This window comes from Sedimenticola selenatireducens DSM 17993, from assembly GCF_000428045.1.
GTDB lineage: Bacteria > Pseudomonadota > Gammaproteobacteria > Chromatiales > Chromatiaceae > Sedimenticola > Sedimenticola selenatireducens.
Genome location: NZ_KE386616.1, coordinates 31,942 through 56,520, shown reverse-complemented (window position 1 = coordinate 56,520; position 24,579 = coordinate 31,942). Strand labels below are relative to the sequence as shown.

The window sequence follows — 24,579 nt, the reverse complement described above, 5'->3', positions numbered from 1 at the left end:
TGCTTTTCAGGGTTACTTTTGGATGGGAACCGATAGCTATGGTCCATCCAGGCTTCCCTTGCCCAGGGCCTAAACGACAGGCTTACAATTAACGTAGCGCTAAAATATTTTAACTCTCCAAATACTACTTAACCGCCTATACCCCGTCAATGGCGTACTTGGCTGTTTTGCCCACGCCCCTTCCTGACACGTCGCAGATGAACTATTTCGGCAAAAAGTCCGCCGATAGCGCCCCAGAGCCCCCCCAGGATAATCACCACCACTGACTTGTCTCCAGCCAGTTGCTGCAGAACAGCGACCTGTGGCATCAGGTAGATCAGCAGTGACAACAGCAGTGCACCGGCAAGTCCCGTCACCATTCCATGCAGCAGCCGGCCGTCGCGCGCCTTCAGGCCAGTGAAGATACCCGGTGCGATCCAAAGTGCAGAGAGGGTGAGCAGTTGTGGCGCGGTCGCCTTCTGCACATCCAGCAGCAGGGCCAGGATAATCATGCCCAGAGAGATTGCCGTAAGCATCAGCGCACCCAGCAGCAGGGCGCGATAGTTCATGAAGGGAGGGGTGTCGGATGTCATAGTTGTTATTTGCTCATTGGCAACAGGTTTCCAGAAAACGCAGGCTACGGGTACCGTACCATGAGTAACTCTCCCCATCGATCAGGCCACATGCATATCCGAGTTCCAGCAGTTCATCCCGGTAACGCTGAAAGGGAAAAGGTTCGCTGGAGAACAGCAGCACCGTCTGCTGCGGGTTCAGGGCAGCAAGCTCAATCTCGGGATATTTTTCCGCATGGGGTGTCAGTAGCTCTCCCACCCCCATGCGACCCAGCATGGAGTGAATAAAAGTGCCCTCGCCTATCGCCATCCAGGGATCACGCCAGATCAGGTACTCCACCCGCGTCTGGATGGTCGGCGGCCGCCACCACTCGATAATGCCCGGCAGAGACCGGATAGCATACTGCTTCCCGGCAAGCCGACTGGCCTGCTCCCAACGTCGTGCAAACTTCCCCAGTGCGATATTGCCGATCCGCTCGGCCAGGCGTGAAAATTCCGGCCCAACATCCTCCACCCGGATAATATGCAGGGCGAGATAGGGATAAGGACAGCTCTCGGCCATCTCCCGGGTATTCTCCTCCTTGTCGAGGATCACCAGATCCGGCTGTAGATCGGCCATCGATCCCCAATCCACCCGCTTGGTCCCCCCCACCGCCGGAATCCGTCCGACCTCGGGTTCGGGGTGAATACAGAACCGGGAACGCCCCACGAGGTTGGCGTTGCAGTCGATCAGGGTTTCGGTAATGGACGGGATCAGCGAGATCAACCTCATCTTGCCGGCTTCACATTGATATGGTCGAAGGGACAGTGGCGACAGGCAGAACCACAGCAGTTACCCCGGCTGCGGTGATAGCATTCGGTAAACACCATCAGCCCGTCTTCCCAGTAGTAGTGCCGCCCCTCTACCAGCTGCTCCAGTGGCCAGGGGTCAGTCGCTTCCGTCTCGTTCTGTTCTCTCATAGCCTCAACCTGGCATCGTCAGTTGGACGGGTTCGAGTTGCGGGAGGGTCCTGCTTCAACGCCAGGGACTGGTGGCACTGGAAGGGATGCGCCGTTTGTCCCCTTCAATTTTCCGCCGTTCATTCTGCTCCCTGATCCGCTCCCCATAACCACCTGAAGTATCGCCGGCGGCCGGTGCGGACTTATCTGCAGCTGCTTCATTGAGCATCTGCTGTTCCCCCGGACGCAAGCCGCCGGGATAGAGATTTTGTGTCTCGCCACTCTGCCGGGCATTGGGTCCACAGCGGGTATCGGAATAGACCACCACACCATCCTGCTCACATTGATATGTGGCCGAATAGGCAGTTGGGGAGAGGGCCATCAGTCCAATAACGACGCCGATTCCGGCAAGCCGGAATTGTGCTGGGTTCCACATGATCCCTCCTGTTCTTTCTTTTCGCTTAATCCCTGTTAAGTATCAATATCGATCTGAATTAGAGCAGCCGACCCGCGGAGCCATCACAGCCGTCCCGCAAAAAGACCACTCCTTGTTCGACCGAATGTTATTTTTCCACCTTGTCTCTATCTTTAAGGATAGTCAGTTGCTGCATGAGTGCCGCAGTTCCGCTCCATCTACTGGGCCGTCCAGCCCGAATCGATGGTCAGGGAGGAACCGGTGATGGATGACGCCTGATCACTGGCCAGGAAGGCCACCAGATTGGCCACCTCTTCCGGCTCAATCAGTTTTTTGATCGCGGCATTCTTCAGCATGACATCGGTGACCACCTGGTCTTCGCGAATGCCCCGGGTGCGGGCCTGATCGGCGATCTGGTTCTCCACCAGGGGGGTCCGTACATAGGCCGGACAGATGGCGTTGACCGTGATACCAAACTCGCCCCCCTCCAGGGCCGCGGTTTTGGTCAGGCCGATCACCCCATGTTTGGCGGATATATAGCCGGCCTTGAAGGGCGAGGCCACCATGGCGTGAACCGAGGCGATATTGATCACCCGACCCCAGCCATTCTGTTTCATCATCGGCCAGGCGTAGCGCATCAGCAGGAAGGGGGCGGTGAGCATAACGCCGATCAGCTTGTTCCACTGCTCCACCGGAAACTCCTCAATCGGGGAGATATGCTGGAAGCCGGCATTGTTGACCAGGATATCGACGCTGCCGTGCAATTCAGCGGCCTGGGCGATGACGGAACGGCACTGCTCGGCATCGGACAGGTCCGCCTGCACGAAACTGGCACCGATCTGCTCGGCCGCCACGCTGCCGGTTTCCGGATTAAAGTCCGCAATCACCACCTTACAGCCAACGCTCGCCAGTTTCTCGGCAACCGCCCGCCCGATACCACTTGCCCCTCCGGTTACAACAGCCACTTTATTCTGCATCTGCTCATTCTCCTGATAAATATCGGCGCAACGCCCATCATTCAGGCAGAAATTATACCTCAGCGGGATGGCGATTAAGTGATGAAAAAGCAGGTAAATCGCAAAAAGGGAGGGAAATCGGTGGGCCGGGTGCGGCCCACCTCAGATCAGGTTTTCCCTGCTACCAATCAGCCTTTCCCTGAATGACCGCTCTCCTGGACCTTGTGCCGTTATCACTCTTGTGAAGCGGGTCGGACAACAGACCCTTGTGGGGTCTTACCTGGGAGACAACCTGGGTCAGGCTTGTTCAGTGAACTCAGTATAGGGAAAAAAGATGAGTGAGTGTATGCAAATATAGCCCATGATTGCTTGATATTTAGATTATTCAACTATTATTTTTATTAAATATAGTGATATTATCCATTTTATTCTAACATCACCCTAACCAAACCCTACTTTCCAAGCCCATGATGAAACTGGACCGTATAGACCGACGCATCCTCACGGAGATGCAACAGAATGGCCGGATCAGCAATCTGGAACTGGCGGAACGGGTCGGACTCTCCCCTACACCCTGCTCACGCCGGGTCAAGCAGTTGGAGGAAGCCGGTATTATCGCGAAACATGTCACCCTGCTCGACCCCGCGCGGCTGAACCTGAAGCTCACCGCACTGATCCAGATCAGCATGGACCGGCACACACCCGACCGCTTTGAGAATTTTCAGGCCAAGGTGGCGGAGTTTCCCGAGGTAATTGAATGCAGTCTGATCACGGGACAGGCCGCTGACTACCTGGTCAAGGTGGTGGTACCCGACATGGACGCCTACCAGGAGTTTCTACTGGGCAAGATCACCCGCATCGCCGGTGTCTCGGGGGTGCAGTCGAGCTTCGTCATGCAACAGATCATCCACAAGACTGAATTACCGCTCGATTACCTGACATAGTTTCAAGCATGACACAGAGTCATGCTGCCACTTCCAACTCCCCATCCATGGCGGACTCGACACCACTCTCGGTCAAATATTGTAAACAATTGTAATTCATCCCGTTTTCATCGCGATTTGGCTTCATTCCAAAAACCGTCAGGACTATAGTGGAGGCAGGGAGTTACCTGACCTCGACTGTTCGAGGCCAGCCCTTTCGAGAACGGCACTCAGCGAATTTACCAGAGGGCCAATAATTCAGGCACCGGCATCGCAGGATCGATAAAGAGCCACTACACGGAGCAGACAGAGATGACAAAACTGACACAGATCGAAGGTATCGGCGAAAAGTACGGCGCAAAACTTCAGGAAGCCGGCATCAGCACACAGGAAAAACTGCTCGAAGCTGGCAGTACCACTAAGGGCAGAAAAGCCTTGGCTGAAAAATCCGGCATCAGCGAAAAACTGATCCTCGGCTGGATCAATCGTGCCGACCTGGCACGGGTCAAGGGTATCGGGGAAGAGTATGCCGATCTGCTGGAGCTCGCCGGCGTCGATACGGTACCCGAACTGGCACAGAGAAATGCAGCGAATCTTCATGCCAAGATAAAAGAGGTTGCGGAAGCACGGGGCAATGTCGTGCGCCGTGTACCTTCGGCATCCGAGGTCGAAAAGTGGGTTGCACAGGCAAAAGAGCTGCCACGTGCAATCAACTATTGAACAGGGTCTGAAAAGACATCCACCGGGACGGGTAACATCTGTCCCGGTGAATCCCCATGCAAAATATGCGAAACGACAGCACCCGACCACCACAGCAGACCGACCCACAAAGCTTAGCTGCCCGGGCAACAGGATTGAGGTGATGGACTATATAACACGGGGAACACTCCGTTTAATCACCCGACTTGGTACCATCCTGGACTTCAGCACAGTGGCTGCGGCTCTGGCGGAGACTCTGGAATCTATCAATTTTGCGGAGCTTAACCGCATGCTCTCGCAGAACAACGAACTGCAACGCCTCACCCGCGCATGGCTTGGAGAGGTTGACGACCGGTCTTTTGCCGCGGAGCAGATCGAGCTGATTCTGGGTAGTGAGCGGCTCGAGATTTTTGCTGTCCAACTCGGGCTGGATAAAACCACGGCGACTGCTGCCCTTGCCGACGTGCTGTCCGAAATAGCGCTGGAATGCAGTGACAGCAATTCATCCGAAGACCAGCCGGACCCCGTTGAAACAGATGCTGTTTCAAATAGCCTCTCCATTTGATGCCGGCATCCTGCCACATTCACAACGGACTTGTCGGAACAGAGGATGACCGGTATGGTGTGCCCGACCCAACCGTCAGACAATAACTGCAAGGCAGAACCCCTGCCTGCAGTTATACCCGGCCTTTTTCATGCGAGCATCCACAACTATGAGTACCGAACAGGCGTTACTTGAGCGCAGTGAATCCAAATGTGAACTCTGCAGGGCAACGGAAAACCTCCAGCCCTACGAAATCCCACCCACTTCCGATGGCAGTGCCGATCAATCCCTGCTGCTCTGTGACACCTGTCGTGAACAGATAGAAGACCCGGAAAAGATCGACCCCAATCACTGGCGTTGCCTCAACGACAGCATGTGGAGCACGGTGCCGGCGGTGCAGGTGATGGCGTGGCGCATGCTCAAGCGCCTCAGCGCGGAGGGCTGGCCGCAGGATCTGCTGGATATGCTCTATCTGGACGAACAGACCCAGGCATGGGCGGAGGCTGCCGGTGATGGCAGCGACAACGACACTTCAGTGCAGCATCTGGACTGTAACGGCGCGCGGCTCGAAGCAGGCGATACCGTCACCCTGACCAAGGATCTCAACGTCAAGGGCGCCAATTTTACCGCCAAGCGCGGCACCGCCGTGCGCGGCATCTCGCTGGTGGCCGATAACCCGGGACAGATAGAAGGCCGGGTCAATGGCCAGCAGATTGTCATCCTGACCCAGTTCGTCAAGAAATCAGGCTGAGCCCCAATAATTTAGAAACCGCTACCCGAGCCTCAGCCGGTATTCTGCATACCGGCCGAAATCCCCGCCATGGTCACCATCAGCGCCTGCTCCAGGCGTTCCTTCGGTGTATTGCGGTCGCGATGGAGCAGTTCCGCCTGCAGATAGTGGAGCGGATCGATATAGGGGTTACGCACATTGATGGAGCGCCGGATCAGGGGAAAATCCGCCAGCAGTTTGCGCGTCTGTTTGATTTTCAGCACCATATCGAAAGTGCCGCTCAGGCGTTCCCGTAGCGTCTCGCCCAGGGCCTGTAACTCCTCCGGCACCAATCTGGCTGCGTAGTATTCCGCAATCACCGGATCACTCTTCGCCAGCACCATCTCCAGCATATCCACATAACTGGCGAAGAAGGGCCAGGCCGCGTACATCTCGTGCAGCCGGGCCAACTCACCGGACTCGATCGCCTGCCCCAGGGCGCTGTCTGATCCCAGCCAGGCCGGCAGCATGAGCCGGATCTGGGTCCAGGCGAACACCCAGGGAATCGCCCGCAGGCTCTCGACACCGCCGTCGGCACGACGCTTGGCCGGCCGCGATCCCAGCGGCAGCTTGCCCAGTTCATGTTCCGGTGTCGAGGCACGAAAGAACGGCACGAAGCGCGGATCATCCCGCACCACTGCCCGATATTCACGAAAGGCGTCCCGTGCCAGCGACTCCATCATGGCCCGCCACTCCGGGCGCGGTGCCGGTGACGGACAGAGGGTGGCGGCCAGCACGGCGCCGGTATAGCGTTCCAGATTGCGCTCGGCAATCTCCGGAATGCCGAATTTAAAGCGGATCACCTCGCCCTGCTCGGTCACCCGCAGGGTGTGGTCCACCGAACCGGGAGGCTGGGCCAGAATCGCCCGGTGGGTCGGGCCGCCACCGCGGCCGACCGTACCACCACGGCCATGAAACAGGGTCAGATGAACCCCCCGGGCACGACAGGTGGCGGTCAACGCCTCCTGGGCCTGGTACTGCGCCCAGACCGCCGCCAGCTGACCGGCGTCCTTGGAGGAGTCGGAGTAACCGATCATCACCTCCTGGTGTCCGTGGGTGTAGTCCCGGTACCAGTCGATGGAGAGCAGCTGATCAATGCAGTGATGGGCATCCTGCAGATCCGCCAGGGTTTCAAACAGCGGCACCACCCGCATGTCGTGCCCGACTCCCATCTCCCGCAGTAGCAGAATGACCGAGAGCACATCGGATGGCCGGCTGGCCATGGAGATGACATAGGAGCCCAAGGAATTGGGATCGGCCTGGGCGATCGCCCGGCAGGTCTCCAGCACCTCGCTGATCTCTTCATCGGGCTGCCAGTCCACCGGTATCAGTGGTCGTTTGCTCTGCAGCTCCTGTAACAGAAAGCGCTGTTTCTCCGCCTCGTCCCACGCCAGATAGGAGCCAAGATCGTAGAACCGGGTCAGGGCGTCGAATACGGCCGCGTGGCGGTCGGCGTTCTGCCGGATATCCAGCCGCACCAGGGTCACGCCGAAGCAGGCGATGCGGCGGATGATATCCTCCAGCAGACCACCGGCGATGATCTGCATACCGCACTCGATGAGGGAGCGATGACAAAGCATCAGCGGCTCCAGCAGATCTTCGGCGGTCATCAGCACCTCAGGCTTGAAGCCCTGCCCCGACAGCCCCTGTTGGATCAAGGTCTTGGTCTGATCCAGGCGGCGGCGCAGACCGGCCAACAGATACCGATAAGGTTCGGCCGCATCCCCAACCCGCTCCCGCAGTTCGTCATTACACTGATACATGGAGAGTTCCGAGCGCAGCTCATCCAGATCCCGGTCATACAGATCGGCAGCCATCCAGCGCGACAGCAGCAGCACCTCCCGGGTCACCGCAGCAGTGACATAGGGATTGCCATCCCGGTCCCCGCCCATCCAGGAGGAGAAACGAACCGGCGAACAGTCGAGTGGCAGCGGCTGGTTCAACACCGCCTGCATCGACTCATCCAGCTGCCGCAGGTAGTTCGGCACCGCCTGCCAGAGTGACCCCTCGATAACGGCAAACCCCCATTTCGCCTCGTCGATCGGCGTGGGGCGCTGCCGGCGAATCTCATTGGTGTGCCAGATCTGGCTGACCAGCTCATTCAGGCGGCGCTGGCGGTACTCCCCCCGCTCCAGTTTGCGCAGACAGTCGGTGATGGCGTTATATTTTTTGATCAGGGTGCGGCGGTTCACCTCGGTGGGGTGGGCGGTGAGTACCAGATCCACTTCCATGCGGCCGATCGCCTGCAGGATCTGCTCATCGGTGAGTCCATCCACCTGCAGCTGCTTCAGTTGCCGGGCAAAGGAGTCCTCCGCATCCAGTTCGCACACGTCCTGATGCAGTCGCACGCGATGAAACTCCTCGGCGATATTGGCCAGGTTGAGAAACTGGGTAAAGGCGCGCGCCACCGGCAGCATCTCGGCTTCACTCAGACCGGAGAGTTCCCGCAACAGCGCGTCATGATTGGAGCCGGTATCCTCCCGCCCCGCCTTGGCCAGATGGCGTATGCGCTCGATCTTCTGCAGAAACGCCGGTCCCAGATGGTTTTCGATGGTCTGCCCCAGACTCTCACCGAGCATACGTACATCGTCGCGTAATGATTCATCCAGATTGGTCATACTTCTTACTCCAACAAGGTTTCTGCAGCTACGCTTGCTGCCAGTCGGCCGGGGCGGCAAATCGTAACAGAAAGGGGGAGAGATAACGGGCACTCTCTTCGCTGTAGGCGCGCGGCGCATTATAGATGACCAGCCGGCGGCAGACGAACATTTCAGGTCGGCGACTGAAGGTGAGCGCGGCCACCTTGGCCCGGCTGTGGGCAAGCCCGGCATAGTCGACCCGCCCGGTCAGCCACAGGCCGGCAGCCGCCGCCAGATCAGTAATCCGGACCACCTCATGTGCCGGAATCAGCAGATAGAAGCGCCCGGCCTCACCCAATAACCGGGCTACAAGCCGCACCAGTTCATGGTGCGGCAGCAGATCGGCATGGCGGGCCAGGCGGCGCAGATTGACGCTGTTTTTACTGTGCTGCTCAAAAAACGGTGGGTTGCTGATGATCAGGTCATAACGTTGATCGCAGCATTCGGCATAGTCCTGTATCGACTGCCACACCAGTTCCAACCGCTCAGACCAGGGACTGGCGGAGAAATTGACGGCGGCGTCCCGACACGCCTGTTCGGTCAATTCCACGGCAGTGACATGGCCCGCCCCCAGCTGCATCAGCATCAGCGACAGCAGCCCGCTGCCGGCACCGATGTCCAGCACTCGCTCGCCGCCGGCAACCGGCGCCATGGCGCCAAACAGCGTGGCGTCAGTGCACACCTTCATGGCGGTCTCACCCTGCTGCACGCTGAATCGCTGAAAGCGGAAAATCGACACCGCGCACTCAGTCCGGCGGCGAGACGGGACGAAGAGTACCGGCCGGCAACTCCAGATCATACGCCTTGCCAAAGCCCGCCACATAGCGACCCGACTGTGGCGTCAGGGCAAACAGATGGAAGTCCGGCAGGCGGCGCAACAGGGCCACGGTATCGCCAAAACGCTGCTCCAGCCGAGACAGCATGGCGGCATGATTTGTATCGGTCTCGGGAACCTCACCCGCCCGGCACTGCAGGATCACCCGCTCCCGGGCGAACGGGTTGCGGGTTTCCGCCTCCGGACGGACAAACAGGATCGCGGCACTGCCCTGCTGCTGCAGATTGCCCGTATGCTCCGCCAGGTCACTGATAAAGATATAGAAACGGCCCGACGCATCCCGGACATAGGGGGCATAGCTGATTGCCGGCTGACCTGTGGCCGTCACGGTGGAGAGCAGCAGGGTCTGGTGCGAATCAATCAGAGCTTGAAGGTCCGCCTCTGCCTGTCGCAGATCGGTTGATTCGGGGGTGGTCATAAAGCACAGTCATCGGTTGAAAAACAGACGCCCATGCTGACACGAGGCGACGCGGAGATAAACCCCGTCCAACGCTTCAGTGCATGCGCGGTGAAGGGTCAGAGAGGATCAGGTCGGGCATGGAAAAGGGCGCCAGACGCTCGATAAAATCCACCATCTCCAGCACCGGGGAGCCACGGAAGAAGCGCGCCATCGGCCGGTCCATCCAGAGCCGGTCGGAATAGAGATATATATTGTGCGGGGTATCACCGGTACCATCCAGGTCCCGGTCGAATCCTTCGTAGGTGTCCCAGGCGTTGCCCCGCCAGTCGTTGTCCAGAGCGCTGGAGGCGGCACTCACGGCGATGGGTATGATATTGCCGGTAAAACGGTTGCCATGAATGATATGCCCGCCCTTTTCACCATAGAAGTACATCGCCACATCGTTGTAGGCAAAGTGGTTATTGGTGAGATAGATGATATTCTCCGGATCGGTGGGCGAGTTGGCGGTCAGGCCAACGGCACAGCGGACAATATCGTTGGCCTCCAGCCGCACCTGGGAACTCTCTTTCACCGCCAGCGCGGAACTGGTGGCATCCGGCATATTCAGCAGCCGGTTTTCCCGAATGACCACGCCGTTGGAGTAGATCAGCACAATACCCGTGGTGTTTCTGATCAGGGTATTTTCAGCTATTTCGTTATCGGGCGAAAAGATCAGCTCCATGCCGATGCGGCTGTTCTCGATGGTGTTGCCGATAAAGCGGTTATCCGACGAGTTGGTAAACACCACATCCCGGACCTGAGTGATGTGGTTACCTTCCATCAGGTTGTCGCTGCTGTACCAGACGCGAATGCCCTCCCCGCGCAGGCTGGGTTCCTCCGCACGCGACTCAATCCGATTGTTGCGGACCACATTGCCGTTGGCCTGGCGAATATGAATCCCGAACAACACGTCATCCATGCGGTTGTCCTCCACCAGCGCGTCATCCGCCGCCAGCAGCAGAGCGGCGTCCACCTGATCATGGGAATGGCCGGAGTTGGTCAGGTGCAGGCCACGGATTGTCACCCCGTCCGCCAGGACCGTAACCACGGTGCCGCCACCCTCACCATCCACCGTCACCTCGCCCCTGCCGTCAATAATGATCGGCCGTCGGATCACCACCGGACCGGCATAGCTCCCTGCCGGCAGGGTCAGCACGCCTCCCGGCGGTGTGATGTCGACAAACAATTGCAGTGGCGGCAGCGCATATCCCAGGGTGGATACCAGGCACCCCGCCAGCAAACAGAGCATCAGCCATAAGCGCTTCATGACAGGTATTGATCAACAGTTCCAGTGAGTTAAATCCGGGTTACGGGCACCACAATGATCAGCCGATCGCTGTGACGCGCATAATTCTGGCACAGAGTAGGGTTATTATGCGATGTTGTCTTTAAGAATAATCAATTTGGCTTGGTCGCGGGTGGCCGGTAGTTTCAAAACCGACAAGATGGCATGCCCGGTTCACACAGCCAACCCAGGCCTGATTATTGGGATCGGTAACGATCCAGACAACGGCCAGAGCCTCACTTTCGCTATCCTTTTCAGAGACGGAGACAAAAGCCATCTCACAGTCGTAGTCGATCTGGGTCAGGCATACCTATTTGCCTTTTCATATGATCCTCACCTCTGTAGTGGTTGTCGTGCACCATTATGCCTCGGTCAATGTGCATCTAATGCATTTTCGATAAGTCCTGCTTTTTCAGCAGGATCTAGTGGGCCATGCGGAAAGTTATGTGAATAACCATAAACAACGAAAAACTAAAAGGACTCAGAATTCGTGTTGCAGTGACGCGTCTACAGATCAATCAACGCTTTCAATATAAACTTTCGTTTCAGAATTAACCGCATAGCCCACTAGGTAATAAGCGTATTGCTAGCCAAGAAAACACAAACTGGATTTCAGCCTTGTTCGATAAAATACACCGCTTCTGCCGGGGCACTACTTAAACCAAGAGCACCGTTTAAAATGGCTTGATCAAAGTCAACCGAATAGTGTTGCCGGAAGGAGCTGGATTACTGCCAGCTTCAATAGCATATTCATTGTAATAGGCAGCTTTTAATACACCACCTATCGTAGTAGAAAAGTAAGAGCCCTCGACACCAATTGCATGCTTGCTGAATTTATTAGTTGTTGATCCCGTTCCCTTATCCTTGCTTACTTGCCACTGATCATAGCCAACCAGACCAAGCTCTACGTTATTATTGATTTTTTTGCCAATTCCCCATTCGAAAGAAATCTGGTCACCTGGTTCTAATCCGGCATCATCTTTTGAGTTTATCTCGTAACGCATCAGAGCTGACGCTGACAGGCTTTTATCTGCGTTCAAGTACGTGGTACCACCGCCGGTTAGCATTACTGATCGATATCCATTACCTGCAGAAGCCATCTCAGCACTGTTAGCCGTATCCAGCCAAATACCTGCTGCACCTACCGCATCCCAACGATCGCCATGCCACCCGAGCACGACCGGACCAATAAAAATATCTCCTACAGCAGTTTTTTCATCTGCATAACCAGCAGCACTAAAATTGAAATCTTTGTTTATTACAGGAATGATTACTTCCATTCCGTAATCAGCACCTAATAATTTAGTATTTGTAATATGCACAATACGGTTTGCTATGGCAGTAACCGTTCCATTGTTATTAGTTGGGATATCTGTATCTGTACCCGGTGCTTTCAATGCATCAATGTCATACTTTACTAAGTAGCCAAGATAATAATTACCTGGTGGAGGGACAGATGCCCCTTTTATACCTTCAATTCCAGGAACATAATGACCACCTGCACAGGCGCTCAGTGACAGACCAAAACATACTATACCTATTAATAATTTATTCATTGCTCCACTCCAACGTTATTTTAAAATACAAAACTCTCTGGTTTTGTTTAAGGCGGACCTAAACAAGTACTTCCAACACTTATCTGGCTACATAAACCAAAAATTTGATTCTCGATTTTCTTTAAATAAAACACCTCATAAAACTTGGTATACTTCACTATCTCATTGATTTATCTCTCCACTGAAGATTCGATCTAAAACGGTAACTGCTCTGTTTTAACCACGGCCCTGACTTAAACCTCGACTTGACAAGCACTCTGATCTCCTTCACCAGCCCCCTCGCGTAATAGCTCGCGCAGTTTATACTTCTGCATCTTTCCGGACGCCGTGCAGGGCATTTCATCAACGAGACGGATAATGCGCGGGCATTTGTAGATGGAGAGTGTCTGAATCAAGGCCTGACGGATCTTGTCAGCCAACATGTCATCATCCGTACCCCTTTGCTGGGGCACGACGAACAACGCGGAGCGGACCAGACTATCTTCATTTGAATAGCCAATAACGGCTGCAGCTTCTACCCCGGGCACTGTCAGCGCACAAGCTTCTATTTCCGCCGGGCTCACCCACTGCCCGGAGATCTTCAGCATCTCGTCACCACGTCCCAGGTGGTACCACCATCCATCTTCATCAACACGGAACATGTCACCGGTCTTGTACCAATGGCCATGAAAAGATTTACGGGATTGATCCTGGCGATTCCAGTAACGATCGGCGACTGAGGGCATGCGCACCCAAAGTTGTCCCGGTGTTTCAGTAGTGGAGATAGCCTGTTCTGACTCATCCATGAGCTTGATTTCCGCCCAGGGTACGGGCTTGCCACAACTCCCGGAACGAAACTGCTTGATGCTGTTGGTTACATAAAGGAACAGTGTCTCTGAAGTACCAATACCCTCAAGAATTGGGCGTCCTGTTGCCAGCCGCCATTGATCAAACAGCTTAACGGGTAGTTTTTCACCAGCAGAGACATAGACCCTTACAGATTTAAATGGCGCAGTATCCGCAACACCATCCCGCAACAGATTGCGATAAAGGGTAGGCACGCTAAAGACCAAGTCAGGCTGATGGCGGCGAATTAGCTCCGCAATTGCAGCTGCATCCGGCCACTGTTTGGTCAGGATAATCGTGGCACAGCTACGCAACCCTCCCAACAAGGAGTGGCCCAGGGCATAGGCAAAAAACAGTTTGGAAGTAGAGAATATCCTGTCACCAGGCTCAACTCCCAGATTTTCCCGCATATGCAGGTCGGCAATTATTACATCGTGATGCAGGTGCACCGCCGCCTTCGGGGTCCCTGTAGTGCCAGAGGTATAGACCCAGAAAGCCATATCATCGGGTGACACCTTGAGCGCCGGTGAGCGCGTTGCGCCACTTTCGACAAAGCTGCCCAGCGTTGGAAGATCGCCCTCATAGTCACCATCGACCACCACTTTCAGGGGGTGCTTTATTCTATCCGCGATCTGCAGGTAGATAGGTAGATAGGCAGCATCAATGACCAGCATGGTGCAGTTGCTGTCCTCGATAACAAACAGCAGATCCTTGGCTGCTGAACGCACATTAAAGGCAATCGAAACAGCCCCCATGTGCATAGCCCCTAGGTAAGCAGCCACAAAATCGGGGCTATCGTTAAGCATAAAGAGCACACGATTTTCCCGCACTACGCCCGCCGTACGCAGGGCATCCGAATACCGGTTAACGAGCAAATCCAACTCACCGTAAGTAAGAGATTTTGTATCCCCTATCAGGGCGGTCTGTTGCTCCAACCCCTTTGACAATGCAGGCCCAATCAACTCCTCGACCGCATTCATCGCACCCGAGGGAAAATATCTTTCAACCGTCTTTTCCATCACTTTTCACTTTATTATGGCGTGCAGACTCCTGCTTTGACCACAACAGCTGTGGCCACACATACAAACTGCACAGGGTTGATGTTTTCCGGGTTCTAGAATGGGAAGTGTCGCTTACCCATCTGAATGGTAATCCACTTGACTTCGGTCATTTCTTCCATCGAATATCGCCCTCCTTCGCGTCCAAAGCCACTTTTCTTGACACCTCCAAAGGGCACATGTGGCTCATCAAACACCGTGCAATCATTGATATGCACCATGCCTGCTTCGAGTCGAAGGGAGAGCTCCATTGCCTTTTGCAGATCGTTGGTAATAACCGCTGAAGAGAGTCCATACTCGCTGTCATTAGCGATATAGAGGGCCGCCTCATGATCATCCGCCTTGATGATCGAAACCACGGGACCAAAACTCTCCTCACGATAAATCTGCATGTCAGGGCCCACATCGGCCATAACGGTGGGCTGATAAAAATTGGATTCGCTGCTACCGCCAGTCAGCAGTCGCGCTCCCTTGTCAAGAGCATCTTGAACATGGCGATCGATTACCTGGCACTGCGCACCACGAATCAATGGGCCAATCACCGTATTCGGCTGACGCGGATCACCCACCTTGAGACTTTTCACCTTGGCGGCAAACTTGTCACAGAAGGCATCGTACACAGCCGCCTCAACAATCAGCTTCGAATTGGCCATACATACCTGACCCTGGTGCAGGAAGATACCGAAGCAGGCGGCATCCACGGCATAATCCAAATCTGCATCCGCCAGTACAATGAGTGGACTCTTGCCACCCAATTCCAACGTGATCTTCTTAAGCTGTTGAGCCGCTTGCACGGCAAGTTTCTTACCCACTACCGTTGATCCCGTAAAGGTAATCATCTTCACCCGGGGATCATCCACCAATCGTCCGCCCACCTCGGGGCCGCTTCCCGGAATTACATTCAGTACGCCTTTGGGCAATCCCGCTTGTTCAAATATCTCTGCAATCTTCAAACCCGTGACCGCCGTCTCCTCAGAGGGTTTAAGGACAAAGGCATTTCCCGCCGCAATGGCTAATGCCACTTTTTTACAAGCCAACAGGAAAGGAAAATTGAAGGGCGCAATACCCGCAATGACCCCCAGAGGACGGCGCACCGACATGGAGAAGATATCGGGCCCATCCGAGGGCATCGTCTCGCCAAAGATACGGCGTGCTTCACCAGCCGCACTTCGCAGCAGGTTGACCACAAACGAAGCCTCGAACATCGCCTTTCCAAAGGTCGAACCGGCCTCGTCAATCAACACATCGGCAATCTCGTGAATACGTGCCTGAAGGCAGTCCGCCGCCTTAATCAGGATCTCTTCACGCACCGCCGGTTGCGTCTTACCCCAAGCGACACTGGCCGCACTGGCCGCGGTAATCGCATGCTCCACATCTTTGGGACCGGCCTGATGGACGCGGGCAAAAACCTCTCCAGTGGACGGATTGATATCATCCAGCACTTCACCATCCTGCGTCTCCACCCATTCACCATTTATAAATAGTCTGTACTCTTGCATGGTTCATTCTCACTTTGATTGGATTCTTTTCCGCTTCGTTTTTAGGGCAGAGTGTTAAACATAAATACCCGACTTTCCCGGAGCAATAATGCCGTTAGGGTCCAATGCCCGTTTAAGCACCTGATTGACTTTGCGTTTTACTGGGCCGTATGTGTCGGCCACTTTGTCCATAAAAGCCGTGTTTGTGCGGTACATGCCATAGCCCTGCGCCGCGAACTCATCTATGAGTTCCCTGAAACAGGCATTGGCTTTACTGGTCTCCTCGGGATTCGTTCGGTCGTATAGGAGATCAATGACATGGTGCATATCGCGCCATCCGACAATGAACTCGCCGACATAATCAAATCCGTACTTGCCCAGGATGCGCTTGGCTAAATCCATCTGCTTCAAGGTCTCACTCCCGCGCGCCTGTGAGACCGGTGCAAACCAGAGTGACCCACCACCCCCACGCCAGTTATAAAGGCCGAACTCCTGCAGATTCATATCGCCGCGCATCAAGTCTCTGCGGTAGCGGAATGTGGGACTGTCTCCCACCTGCTCCTCTGTTAATAGCTCACCGCCAGAGGCCTCCACGGCACCCTTAATGATGTTCCAATTCACTTCGATTTGTTCCGGACTGCCGTAGAGGCCGGCATAGACGTTCCACGCACCCAGATTATGGGTCTTGCGGATCTCTCCCACCGCCTCTTCCGAAATCGAACCTTTGCCTTGGTAAAAATCACTCCGCCGAACGAACGCGCCGGCCTCCCAAAGCGTATGCGCAATGACCACCGCATTAGGGATGATCATGGCGATGCGCAGGGGGCGTAACGTTTCAACGATTTTGTCGATATCGACCTCATCTGGATAGCGAATGAGGAACGGCTTGAAGGCGGGCGGCGCAGGCATCAGCCACATCCCCATCTTGGTCACGATGCCATAATTTGACTGGGTAAAAATGCCATCCAGGCTGGGGCCATAACCCCACTTAAAAACCTGCCAGGTATTGGAGTTTGACATGGACCCCATGCCGGTTCGCAAGACATCGCCGTCCGGCATCACCACCTCCATACCGCACTGGAACAGAAAGTGTTCACCGTAAGGGGTATAACCCACCCCGCGATCGAGCGAATTACCCACTGGCCCGGCGATGGCGGAAGGGGCCGGACATGAGAGCCACAGGGGCAAATCATGTTCCCGGATATAATCGTGCAGCTGCTGATAGGTCACCCCGGGTTCGACCAGTGCGGTGCAGAGATCGGCATCGACTTCCAAAATGCGGTTCATCAGCCGCATATCGAGCACCACTTGGCCACGAGTAGCGGGGGCCGCGGAGCCGTAGCCGAGGTTGCGCCCGGTAGAAACCGGCCACACCGGCACCTTGTAGCGATTGCAGATAGCTACTATTTCCTGCACTTGTTCGACGCTTTTAGGCAGGATGGCGGCGGACGGCGTGTGCTGGGAGGTATCCACCGGCAACATGATTTTCATGTTGGGAGCCAACTCCTCAGGCTTGATCAGTACGTGCTCATCACCCAAAACACGACGAAACTCGGCAATAGCCTGGTCAAACTGCTGTTCGCTCACACCTTCCGGCAGAGCAATATATTTTGTTGTCATCTTCATCCTCCTCGGATGCAGTTAAGCGATCTGATGGCCCGGCGATTACACCTCAAACATAAAGGAGACAAGGCTCCCGCCCGGCGTTGCATCGGCGACCAATTGCATGTGTGGTTTTTTCTCAACGGGATAGGGCCGTCCTGCAGATGCCCCGACATTTCCCAGGGCCGCACCCACCAATTCCGGCCAGGAGCCGTGGGGCATCGACGGCCCTCGGGTACCCGACAGGCTTGCCATACTGCCCGTAGCGTGCAGCTGATTCAGCAACACATGCTCCCCGAGGACTCGCAAATTGCGGTATAAGATGTTGCCCAGGCGCTGGGTCTGTGGCGTGGTCGCGATCGCGTGACGAGGGCGATCATGCGCCCCTCCTCCCCACCTGTGCTGGCCGGTGTAGAGCACACGCCCACCAGCACTGCGCACCAGTTCATGCAGGAGTTCAAAGGCACCCTGTTCCATCATCCCCACCAGCTGCTGTCCGCTGTAGGTAGCGAGCAGGTGTTGTAGATGTGTAGGGCGATAGAGCTCGGCACGGCTGAGAGATAAACGGGTTAGCCCATCCGGGTTGGCCATTGCCAATCCTTGAGCAAACTCGGCCTCACGTGGAGCGCCATTCTTAAGCCACAGCTGTCTGGCTGAGGCAGAAACCGGACTGACATCAAGTGCAGCCGCCATAGCGCTGAACAGGCCACCGCTGGCCAAGGCCCCGCCACCGGCCAGCATGCCCTGTAAAAATCTGCGTCGCTTCAATTCCATCTCGCCCCCTATTTTTCAGCAACCTTGCCACTACGCATGAGGTTGTCTGTCAGCTTGCTGTTACCGATCAACAGCGCCAATTGATTCAACGTCTGGTCATTGACATCAGACAGTCGAAACGCAGGCATGGCCCGATTACCCTGTCGCACCATCTGATTGATGTAGGCAGTTGGGAGATTGCGTCCCTTGAGCTGCGGCCCGATTCCGGTTTCATGGCAATGGCCACAAACCTTTTGGTAAACCTGACCCGCCTCGCGCCATGAATCTGCATTGTAGGCACGAACAAGAGTACTAAAAAGTAAAAGGTTGCTCCCCAACAGGGTGATCAATAGCGCTGTCTGCCAGGCACGCTTGGTCTTCATACTGAACTCCTCATGGCTGTATTTCTTTATAAACGGGCAATGCCCCTCGGGCTCGACCACATAGGGCACTGCAAGTCAAAGGCCAACTCGCGCGATAAAGATATAATATCTAATTAATTCAGTATGTTAGTGATATTTTATCGGGAGTTTTACGCGTTTTTTACCAGGTCGCTATTTGTCTCAAAATAAGACACTTATGACTCCTCTCCGTGGGATCCGAGGTAAAACTGCCTTTTTTACAATGTCTATCAAGCCACTGTCTCGAATCGAGACAGTGGCTTGATATGAGACACTCTCAACCCGCCGCCGGGCCGCTGTTTTGGATTGCTCAGGATGACAGCTTGAAACGGGCGGCGGTTAACTTTATTGACCGCAGAAAAATAACCAGACAGGTTATTTTTAGCCCCATCCTCGACACAAAACTGACCGGGACAGGGGCTCAAATGTGTAGCAACGTGAGAGTCGTGGCCGCCTCTTTTCCGACAGGCATAAGGGGCTAGAAGGATCGATCACACAGAACGGTTGGCAGCCGACGTGGACGCCACCAGCCGTCTAAACGGACGCTTCGATCTGCTTGAGTATTCGGTATACTTTGGAACGTGAAATCCCCAGACACCTGGAAAGTGCACTGAGATTTCCATCTAACTGCTCGGCAGCCCATTTCACATAAGTATGTTCCAACTCTGCCAACGGGATAACCTCTTCAAACGGGGCGGTGTTTGCGACAGCTGCCTGTTCCTGCTGCTGATTCAGCATGGCCGCTACCATAGCATCCTCTACCAGATCGCCCACATTCAATACCATAATTCGCTCGACTACATTGCGTAGCTCGCGGGTATTGCCTGGCCAGGGGTAGGCCATTAACCGAGCCATTGCCTCAGCGGTGAACTTCAGCGACAGTGCGGACAGGCTCTTGCCCCGTTCCATAAAATGCTCGACCAGCAGGGGCACATCATCGCGCCGTTCGCTCAAGGATGGGACTTTGATATTGATTACATTAAGCCTATAGAACAGGTCCTGCCGGAAGCGTCCCTCGGCGACAGCCTTCTCAAGATCAACATTGGTGGCCGCAATAATACGGGCATTGGTGTGGAGCTCCTTGGTCCCACCAACCGGGCGATACTCACCAGTCTCCAGTACCCGCAACAGTTTGGCCTGACTGGATTCTGGCAGCTCACCGATCTCATCAAGAAACAAAATACCGTCCCGCGCGGTATAAAACAGACCCTCCTTATCAGCCACAGCCCCAGTGAATGAGCCCTTTTTATGGCCAAACAATTCACTATCCAGCAGATTTTCCTGTAAAAGACTGCAGTTTATCGGCACAAACGGATTGCAATTTGCGTTGCTCAATTGATGCAGGGCGCGGGCAATTACCTCTTTGCCAGCACCACTCGGTCCAGTAATCAGCACCGATACCGGGACCCCCAAGGAAGCGATCTTTTGCACTACTTGCATTAAATTCAGCCAAGGTTCACTCTGCCCCACCGGCAAAGACCAACTGCGCTCGCGCAGATGATTCACCTCGGCGGAGAGACCGGCACAGCACTGGGTCAGTCGCTGCTTCTCCAGCGCCCTCTCCACCACCGCCTCCAGTTCACTGAGCTTGTAGGGCTTCGACAGATAGTCGTACGCCCCATGTTTCATGGCCGCAATGGCAGTTTCTATATTGCTATAGCCGGTGACGATCACTACCTCTATCCGTCCATCCAGCTCTTTGAGCCGTTGTAACAGCTCAATACCATCCATCCCAGGCAGATTGATATCCACCAACGCCAGGTCTACTCGGGCACGCTCAGCATGCTCCAGAGCCCGCACACCATCTTCAGCTTCGATTATATTGTAGTTGCGCCGCTGCAAACGGCTGCAAAGGAGTTCCCTGAACCGCGGCTCATCATCAACAATCAAAATGTTTTTACGATTATCCACAGTATAACTTACCCCTGCTCAGGCGAAGAGAAATACGCCTAAACATTACTATTATAAGGTCTACCATTATCCAGGTGTCACAGGCGATAGCCTATCTGCCGTTCTGGAATCTATTTTCATCACTCGGGACAAAGGGCGTACTTACTCGAAACCGAGCCCCACCTCCAGGGCGTGCAACATAACTGATATTTCCCTGCAGTTCTCCCACGATACCATAACAAATTGAAAGCCCTAATCCACTTCCGGCCCCTGGTCCCTTTGTGGTAAAAAACGGATCGAATATCTGACTGGCAATATCCGGTGCCAGCCCGGGGCCCTCGTCATCCACCTCCAGGATCATCGTCTCTTGTTCACGATATAACCGAACCCAGATTCGCCCCTTACCGTTCATCGCATCACAGGCATTTTTCAACAGATTCAGCATCACTTGACCATACAGGTTGGGATCGGTGTCAACCATCATCGACTCCTCCTCAGTCTCCACCAACACCTCAATCCCCTTGGCCTGTTTGCCCTCGATAAAGAATTCGACCGATTCCCGCACAAGCTGATCCATATAGGTCGGCTGCAACAACACTTTTTGCTGCTTGGCAAATGAGAGGAGGTTCCCGGTGATATATTTACAGCGATAAGCCTGCTCCTGAATCGTATTCAGCCCTCGCCGAAATATTTCTATTTCAGGCAGCCCAGCGGCGGCGGGCAGATCCTTCATCAGATCCAGGATCTCCTCCGCATATCCCGAAATCAGACCGATCGGATTATTTATCTCATGTGCAATCCCGGAGGCAAACTCACCCAGGGCGGCCAACCGTGAGGATTGTGCAAGCCGACGCTCCAGTTCGCGTCGGATAGTGATATCCCGGGCAACCCCTACCACACCAATCACCTTACCATTTTCTATCAGCGGCTCATTACTCACCTCGACAATACGCACTTGCCCCTCGCGACCCGGCAGGGATAACTCAAATGGCTCTGTCCGTTCTCCGCTCAAACAGAGTCTGAGTTCCTGATTAATACGGTCAGCGGCCGAAGGAGGAACAAATTCGGCAAAATTCTTGCCTATGGCCTCTTCCTCGGTGGTTTCCATACGTCTGGCCATGGTGGCATTTACCAGAATAAAACAGCCTTCATGATCCGTCACATAGAGGGCGTCACTGATCAAGTCATAAATTTGTTCCTCGCGGTGCTCAAGCCGGCTCGCATATTCGGACAAACGCCGTTCGCGGGCCTTCTGCGCGGCCATATCTACCGCCAACCCCTGGTAACCGATCAACACATCCTTCACCACTATGGGCTTTATCAGCAGTTGGGCAGGAAACTCCTCTTCATTACCATCGATAAAAGTCACGTCCAGCCGGTTGGTTTTGCGTTCTCTTGATAATTGGCGGATAAAATTAATTATTTTTCGATGCTCGAAGGGTGCCAGAAGATCACTCAGCACGACATTTGGAACATCACTAATGGAAATCCCCAGGCGCGCACGGCCTGAACTGTTAAGTTCAGTCAGCCGTCCATCCGTATCCATATTAAATGCAATATCAGGTAAGTTTTTCAGCAACTCACGGTAACGTTGCTCCGAGGCCTCTAAAGCTTGCGTCCGTTCCTTAACCTTCTGCTCCAGCAGATTAATGTGAGCATGAATATTCAGCGGCTTGAAATATTTATGTATCTCGCCCCATTCGGGACCGCACTCATCTGCCGGCATCAGAGACCAGGTACAGCAGTTATCGCCACGCCCCTCACACTTATGTTCCACACAGATCATTGAGGTATTGAATACTACGGAAGAGTAACCAGAGGCATAACCTGCCAATGTCCAGCACACAGACTCTTGATCCGGGCCATACAGATGCAGATGTTGCTCTGCCTCATAAGAACCTAACCAAGTGCCAGACATATGGTATTTCCCTGTCTCAGCATTGACTTCCAGTTTCTCTGGTATTACCTGAGCAATGCCGGCAATCATATGTAGACGAGGCCCAGCCATGACAAACTCTGATAATCCTTTAGGGCGAAATTCAGTCTCAAGAGTTTCAGCATCTTCTTGGCCACAACTAAAACCGTAACGGGTGAGAATTACCTTGGCAATATCCCGTCCTAAGGTTTGAATCAACTCATGCCGCAGAACACCCATGGCATTTGTGTTGACCAAAATGGCACGCCGCCCACAAAAGGTGATAGCACCCTGTTGGGAATCAAACTCGACCATATTCTCAAATTGAGCGACATCTTCACGCATGCTTTTTTATTCCTCTTGCAATGTGCATCTGACTTGGATCGGTGATACAGAAATTACTAACGCACCATTTAATACCACACGAATTTTATTTGCTAGTGTAGGTCGTCAAACAGTTTGTAACTTATTCAGCGTTTCTCTTCCACGCTTTACTTTCTCCAGAATATCACTACGTTGACTTGGTCAAGATGTAGGACGCTGGTACCTTATTATGCTTTTCAATGAATGTCATGACTGACTCTTGATGTTCTTTAACACTACTGAACACACCCGCCTTAACTGCTTAGCGTTAATTCACGAAAGAATCTCTCCATCATGTTTAACCGCGATACGCTGGTCGACATAAAACGTATGTAAAAACGTTTGTGGCATCTCAACCAGCCTTTCACCTTTGGGTATTTATGCGTTGCGTAATTATCACAAATAATGTGAATGTCCGGCTTTCTTTAGTGCTAAAACTTGGTATCGTTTATGTTCGATCAGCTGGCTGTAGCTCATAAGTGCTTCATCTCTTGGTCGGGAGAAGCGCTGACTCTACCAGCTGGCCTCCCGATTACCAATTGCGCTTATTATCCGAAACCGCGTTGGCAAGTAAGTTGACCAACGGAATTTACTGTATTGCCCTCTCAGAAAATGCTGTGTGTGGCAACGTACAGACGCAACGGTGAGATACGCCCATCATGACTGTTCCGGCTGCTCGCAAATGTGCGGGCCGAGGAAATAAGCAGAGGTTATTATGGACAAACCACGTCAACAGGATTCACTTTACAGTGGGAAAAACAGTGAGAAAAAGGGTACCCAACAGGAGCAAAAGCCTGTAACGAAATTTAATGCGCCGTTTTCAAAAGTTTCAGATTCAGATTCAGATGACAAGGACAGCCCATTAACTGCTGCCAAGCATGACGACAGACCTGCAAGTCAAAAAACGCAACAAGTACAGCCGCAACAGCAAAAACCGCAGCAGCAGAAACCACCGCAGGCCGTCCCTGGAAAAGATGCCAAAAAAGGCAAATAAAGCGGGTTAGCCCGTGTTTCCGCAATAAGCCGGTGTATAGGGAAAGGCAATAGACCAGGCCTACTCCTCCGGTGACAGTGAAAGATTCCCGATTGGCAATATCGCCAGTCGGGAACTGAGCGGTAGAATTGTGATAACCCGAGATATTTTAAAAAACAACTGGAAGCGGTTTAAAGCCAAAGTGAAGGTCACAACGGGATTAAGATCACCGGCGCTCTCACCTCCTGCTGAAGCCATGCCAAACGACGGCGGACTCAGAAAAGCAGGCGTGGCAATCCATCATTCAACCAAACCACGTTCGCCCCTAACAATCGATCGTCACCCGCCCTGATATAATTTTGCAGCGAGGATATTCGTCCGATGGTTAATTTATTAGTGATAAGTCGCAATATTTTGTCATTCCTGCAAACTCCCTAATCCAAGGAAACAGCACGGTTAACATTATGGATACCGGCGATAGGCTGTAATAAGTTTCGCGAACCCGATTGTTGGCGAAACCCATCACATCATGCCGGGGTACCTTATTTTTAATCACTCAGGCATTTGACCACCCTGGCGATAACCTTGCGGCCCCCCCATCATCCCGGGACCACCCTGGGGATAACCTTGCGGACCCCCCATCATCCCGGGACCACCCTGGGGATAACCTTGCGGACCCCCCATCATCCCGGGACCACCCTGGCGATAACCTTGCGGACCCCCCATCATCCCGGGACCACCCTGGGGATAGCCTTGCCGGCCACCCATCAT

23 protein-coding genes are annotated in these 24,579 nt (G+C 54.1%); 5 read left to right on the top strand and 18 right to left on the bottom strand.

Annotated elements, in window-relative coordinates:
• Positions 1–146: 146 nt before the first annotated feature.
• The 5 genes from A3GO_RS0120375 to A3GO_RS0120355 all read right to left on the bottom strand — a co-directional run bounded on the left by A3GO_RS0120375 (position 147) and on the right by A3GO_RS0120355 (position 2,882).
• Complete coding sequence (locus tag A3GO_RS0120375; protein ID WP_029134963.1) at positions 147–572, bottom strand: hypothetical protein; 426 nt, start codon at positions 570–572, stop codon at positions 147–149.
• Positions 573–585: 13 nt separating this feature from the next.
• Positions 586–1,323, bottom strand: a complete 738-nt coding sequence (locus tag A3GO_RS0120370; RefSeq protein ID WP_051302721.1) for a helical backbone metal receptor — start codon at positions 1,321–1,323, stop codon at positions 586–588.
• On the bottom strand, positions 1,320–1,511 hold the full coding sequence (locus A3GO_RS24840) for a DUF5522 domain-containing protein (protein WP_037376201.1): 192 nt from the start codon (positions 1,509–1,511) through the stop codon (positions 1,320–1,322). The genes A3GO_RS0120370 and A3GO_RS24840 overlap by 4 nt, the downstream gene beginning before the upstream one ends.
• Positions 1,512–1,566: 55 nt before the next feature.
• Positions 1,567–1,926, bottom strand: a complete 360-nt coding sequence (locus A3GO_RS0120360) for a DUF4124 domain-containing protein (RefSeq protein ID WP_029134961.1) — start codon at positions 1,924–1,926, stop codon at positions 1,567–1,569.
• Positions 1,927–2,123: 197 nt separating this feature from the next.
• Complete coding sequence (locus A3GO_RS0120355) at positions 2,124–2,882, bottom strand: 3-hydroxybutyrate dehydrogenase (RefSeq protein ID WP_029134960.1); 759 nt, start codon at positions 2,880–2,882, stop codon at positions 2,124–2,126.
• Between the two features lie 449 nt (positions 2,883–3,331).
• On the opposite strand from A3GO_RS0120355, the gene A3GO_RS0120350 reads away from it, so the two are divergent.
• The 4 genes from A3GO_RS0120350 to A3GO_RS0120335 all read left to right on the top strand — a co-directional run bounded on the left by A3GO_RS0120350 (position 3,332) and on the right by A3GO_RS0120335 (position 5,778).
• A complete protein-coding gene (locus A3GO_RS0120350; RefSeq protein WP_029134959.1) occupies positions 3,332–3,805 on the top strand; it encodes an Lrp/AsnC family transcriptional regulator in 474 nt (157 codons plus the stop codon).
• 291 nt (positions 3,806–4,096) lie between these two features.
• Positions 4,097–4,504 carry a DUF4332 domain-containing protein gene (locus A3GO_RS0120345; protein ID WP_029134958.1) on the top strand — a complete coding sequence of 136 codons (408 nt, stop codon included), beginning with the start codon at positions 4,097–4,099 and terminating at the stop codon, positions 4,502–4,504.
• A 142-nt stretch (positions 4,505–4,646) separates the two neighbouring features.
• Positions 4,647–5,048 (top strand): hypothetical protein, encoded by a 402-nt coding sequence (locus A3GO_RS0120340; RefSeq protein ID WP_029134957.1) that lies wholly within the window; start codon positions 4,647–4,649, stop codon positions 5,046–5,048.
• A 148-nt stretch (positions 5,049–5,196) separates the two neighbouring features.
• On the top strand, positions 5,197–5,778 hold the full coding sequence (locus A3GO_RS0120335; RefSeq protein WP_029134956.1) for a PhnA domain-containing protein: 582 nt from the start codon (positions 5,197–5,199) through the stop codon (positions 5,776–5,778).
• 32 nt (positions 5,779–5,810) lie between these two features.
• Here A3GO_RS0120335 and ppc read toward each other — a convergent pair whose 3' ends face one another.
• From ppc to A3GO_RS0120275, 12 genes are all read right to left on the bottom strand, one after another.
• Positions 5,811–8,414, bottom strand: coding sequence for a phosphoenolpyruvate carboxylase (gene ppc, locus A3GO_RS0120330; RefSeq protein WP_029134955.1), 2,604 nt, complete (start codon positions 8,412–8,414; stop codon positions 5,811–5,813).
• A 28-nt stretch (positions 8,415–8,442) separates the two neighbouring features.
• Positions 8,443–9,174, bottom strand: coding sequence for a tRNA1(Val) (adenine(37)-N6)-methyltransferase (locus A3GO_RS0120325; RefSeq protein WP_029134954.1), 732 nt, complete (start codon positions 9,172–9,174; stop codon positions 8,443–8,445).
• 7 nt (positions 9,175–9,181) lie between these two features.
• The gene (locus A3GO_RS0120320) at positions 9,182–9,688 is read right to left on the bottom strand and encodes a HugZ family pyridoxamine 5'-phosphate oxidase (RefSeq protein ID WP_029134953.1); all 507 of its coding nucleotides are present in this window, start codon (positions 9,686–9,688) and stop codon (positions 9,182–9,184) included.
• Between the two features lie 76 nt (positions 9,689–9,764).
• Positions 9,765–10,976: a nitrous oxide reductase family maturation protein NosD gene (gene nosD / locus A3GO_RS0120315; RefSeq protein WP_029134952.1), complete on the bottom strand. Its 1,212-nt coding sequence runs from the start codon at positions 10,974–10,976 to the stop codon at positions 9,765–9,767.
• 692 nt (positions 10,977–11,668) lie between these two features.
• Entirely contained in the window at positions 11,669–12,550 is an 882-nt protein-coding gene (locus A3GO_RS0120310) for a SphA family protein (protein WP_037376199.1), read from the bottom strand.
• A 233-nt stretch (positions 12,551–12,783) separates the two neighbouring features.
• Positions 12,784–14,394: a benzoate-CoA ligase family protein gene (locus A3GO_RS24835; protein WP_051302719.1), complete on the bottom strand. Its 1,611-nt coding sequence runs from the start codon at positions 14,392–14,394 to the stop codon at positions 12,784–12,786.
• 95 nt (positions 14,395–14,489) lie between these two features.
• Complete coding sequence (locus A3GO_RS0120300; protein ID WP_029134950.1) at positions 14,490–15,932, bottom strand: aldehyde dehydrogenase family protein; 1,443 nt, start codon at positions 15,930–15,932, stop codon at positions 14,490–14,492.
• 54 nt (positions 15,933–15,986) lie between these two features.
• Positions 15,987–17,537: an FAD-binding oxidoreductase gene (locus tag A3GO_RS0120295; protein WP_335340067.1), complete on the bottom strand. Its 1,551-nt coding sequence runs from the start codon at positions 17,535–17,537 to the stop codon at positions 15,987–15,989.
• Between the two features lie 39 nt (positions 17,538–17,576).
• Positions 17,577–18,287: a hypothetical protein gene (locus tag A3GO_RS0120290; RefSeq protein ID WP_029134948.1), complete on the bottom strand. Its 711-nt coding sequence runs from the start codon at positions 18,285–18,287 to the stop codon at positions 17,577–17,579.
• An 8-nt stretch (positions 18,288–18,295) separates the two neighbouring features.
• Positions 18,296–18,649 (bottom strand): c-type cytochrome, encoded by a 354-nt coding sequence (locus A3GO_RS24830; RefSeq protein WP_084610296.1) that lies wholly within the window; start codon positions 18,647–18,649, stop codon positions 18,296–18,298.
• Between the two features lie 552 nt (positions 18,650–19,201).
• Positions 19,202–20,578, bottom strand: coding sequence for a sigma-54-dependent transcriptional regulator (locus A3GO_RS0120280; protein ID WP_029134947.1), 1,377 nt, complete (start codon positions 20,576–20,578; stop codon positions 19,202–19,204).
• A gap of 91 nt (positions 20,579–20,669) precedes the next feature.
• Positions 20,670–22,817, bottom strand: a complete 2,148-nt coding sequence (locus A3GO_RS0120275; protein ID WP_029134946.1) for a XylR N-terminal domain-containing protein — start codon at positions 22,815–22,817, stop codon at positions 20,670–20,672.
• 733 nt (positions 22,818–23,550) lie between these two features.
• On the opposite strand from A3GO_RS0120275, the gene A3GO_RS0120270 reads away from it, so the two are divergent.
• A complete protein-coding gene (locus tag A3GO_RS0120270; RefSeq protein ID WP_029134945.1) occupies positions 23,551–23,829 on the top strand; it encodes a hypothetical protein in 279 nt (92 codons plus the stop codon).
• Positions 23,830–24,360: 531 nt separating this feature from the next.
• Here A3GO_RS0120270 and A3GO_RS26410 read toward each other — a convergent pair.
• The coding region (locus A3GO_RS26410; RefSeq protein WP_029134944.1) for a hypothetical protein at positions 24,361–24,579 on the bottom strand (219 nt) is incomplete at its 5' end.

Excerpts from the sequence above, each read along its gene's own strand:
- A3GO_RS0120375 (WP_029134963.1), bottom strand. The coding sequence starts at position 572 with ATGACATCCGACACCCCTCCCTTCATGAACTATCGCGCCCTGCTGCTG.
- A3GO_RS0120370 (WP_051302721.1), bottom strand. The coding sequence starts at position 1,323 with ATGAGGTTGATCTCGCTGATCCCGTCCATTACCGAAACCCTGATCGAC.
- A3GO_RS24840 (WP_037376201.1), bottom strand. The coding sequence starts at position 1,511 with ATGAGAGAACAGAACGAGACGGAAGCGACTGACCCCTGGCCACTGGAG.
- A3GO_RS0120360 (WP_029134961.1), bottom strand. The coding sequence starts at position 1,926 with ATGTGGAACCCAGCACAATTCCGGCTTGCCGGAATCGGCGTCGTTATT.
- A3GO_RS0120355 (WP_029134960.1), bottom strand. The coding sequence starts at position 2,882 with ATGCAGAATAAAGTGGCTGTTGTAACCGGAGGGGCAAGTGGTATCGGG.
- A3GO_RS0120350 (WP_029134959.1), top strand. The coding sequence starts at position 3,332 with ATGAAACTGGACCGTATAGACCGACGCATCCTCACGGAGATGCAACAG.
- A3GO_RS0120345 (WP_029134958.1), top strand. The coding sequence starts at position 4,097 with ATGACAAAACTGACACAGATCGAAGGTATCGGCGAAAAGTACGGCGCA.
- A3GO_RS0120340 (WP_029134957.1), top strand. The coding sequence starts at position 4,647 with ATGGACTATATAACACGGGGAACACTCCGTTTAATCACCCGACTTGGT.
- A3GO_RS0120335 (WP_029134956.1), top strand. The coding sequence starts at position 5,197 with ATGAGTACCGAACAGGCGTTACTTGAGCGCAGTGAATCCAAATGTGAA.
- ppc (WP_029134955.1), bottom strand. The coding sequence starts at position 8,414 with ATGACCAATCTGGATGAATCATTACGCGACGATGTACGTATGCTCGGT.
- A3GO_RS0120320 (WP_029134953.1), bottom strand. The coding sequence starts at position 9,688 with ATGACCACCCCCGAATCAACCGATCTGCGACAGGCAGAGGCGGACCTT.
- nosD (WP_029134952.1), bottom strand. The coding sequence starts at position 10,976 with ATGAAGCGCTTATGGCTGATGCTCTGTTTGCTGGCGGGGTGCCTGGTA.
- A3GO_RS0120310 (WP_037376199.1), bottom strand. The coding sequence starts at position 12,550 with ATGAATAAATTATTAATAGGTATAGTATGTTTTGGTCTGTCACTGAGC.
- A3GO_RS24835 (WP_051302719.1), bottom strand. The coding sequence starts at position 14,394 with ATGGAAAAGACGGTTGAAAGATATTTTCCCTCGGGTGCGATGAATGCG.
- A3GO_RS0120300 (WP_029134950.1), bottom strand. The coding sequence starts at position 15,932 with ATGCAAGAGTACAGACTATTTATAAATGGTGAATGGGTGGAGACGCAG.
- A3GO_RS0120295 (WP_335340067.1), bottom strand. The coding sequence starts at position 17,537 with ATGAAGATGACAACAAAATATATTGCTCTGCCGGAAGGTGTGAGCGAA.
- A3GO_RS0120290 (WP_029134948.1), bottom strand. The coding sequence starts at position 18,287 with ATGGAATTGAAGCGACGCAGATTTTTACAGGGCATGCTGGCCGGTGGC.
- A3GO_RS24830 (WP_084610296.1), bottom strand. The coding sequence starts at position 18,649 with ATGAAGACCAAGCGTGCCTGGCAGACAGCGCTATTGATCACCCTGTTG.
- A3GO_RS0120275 (WP_029134946.1), bottom strand. The coding sequence starts at position 22,817 with ATGCGTGAAGATGTCGCTCAATTTGAGAATATGGTCGAGTTTGATTCC.
- A3GO_RS0120270 (WP_029134945.1), top strand. The coding sequence starts at position 23,551 with ATGGACAAACCACGTCAACAGGATTCACTTTACAGTGGGAAAAACAGT.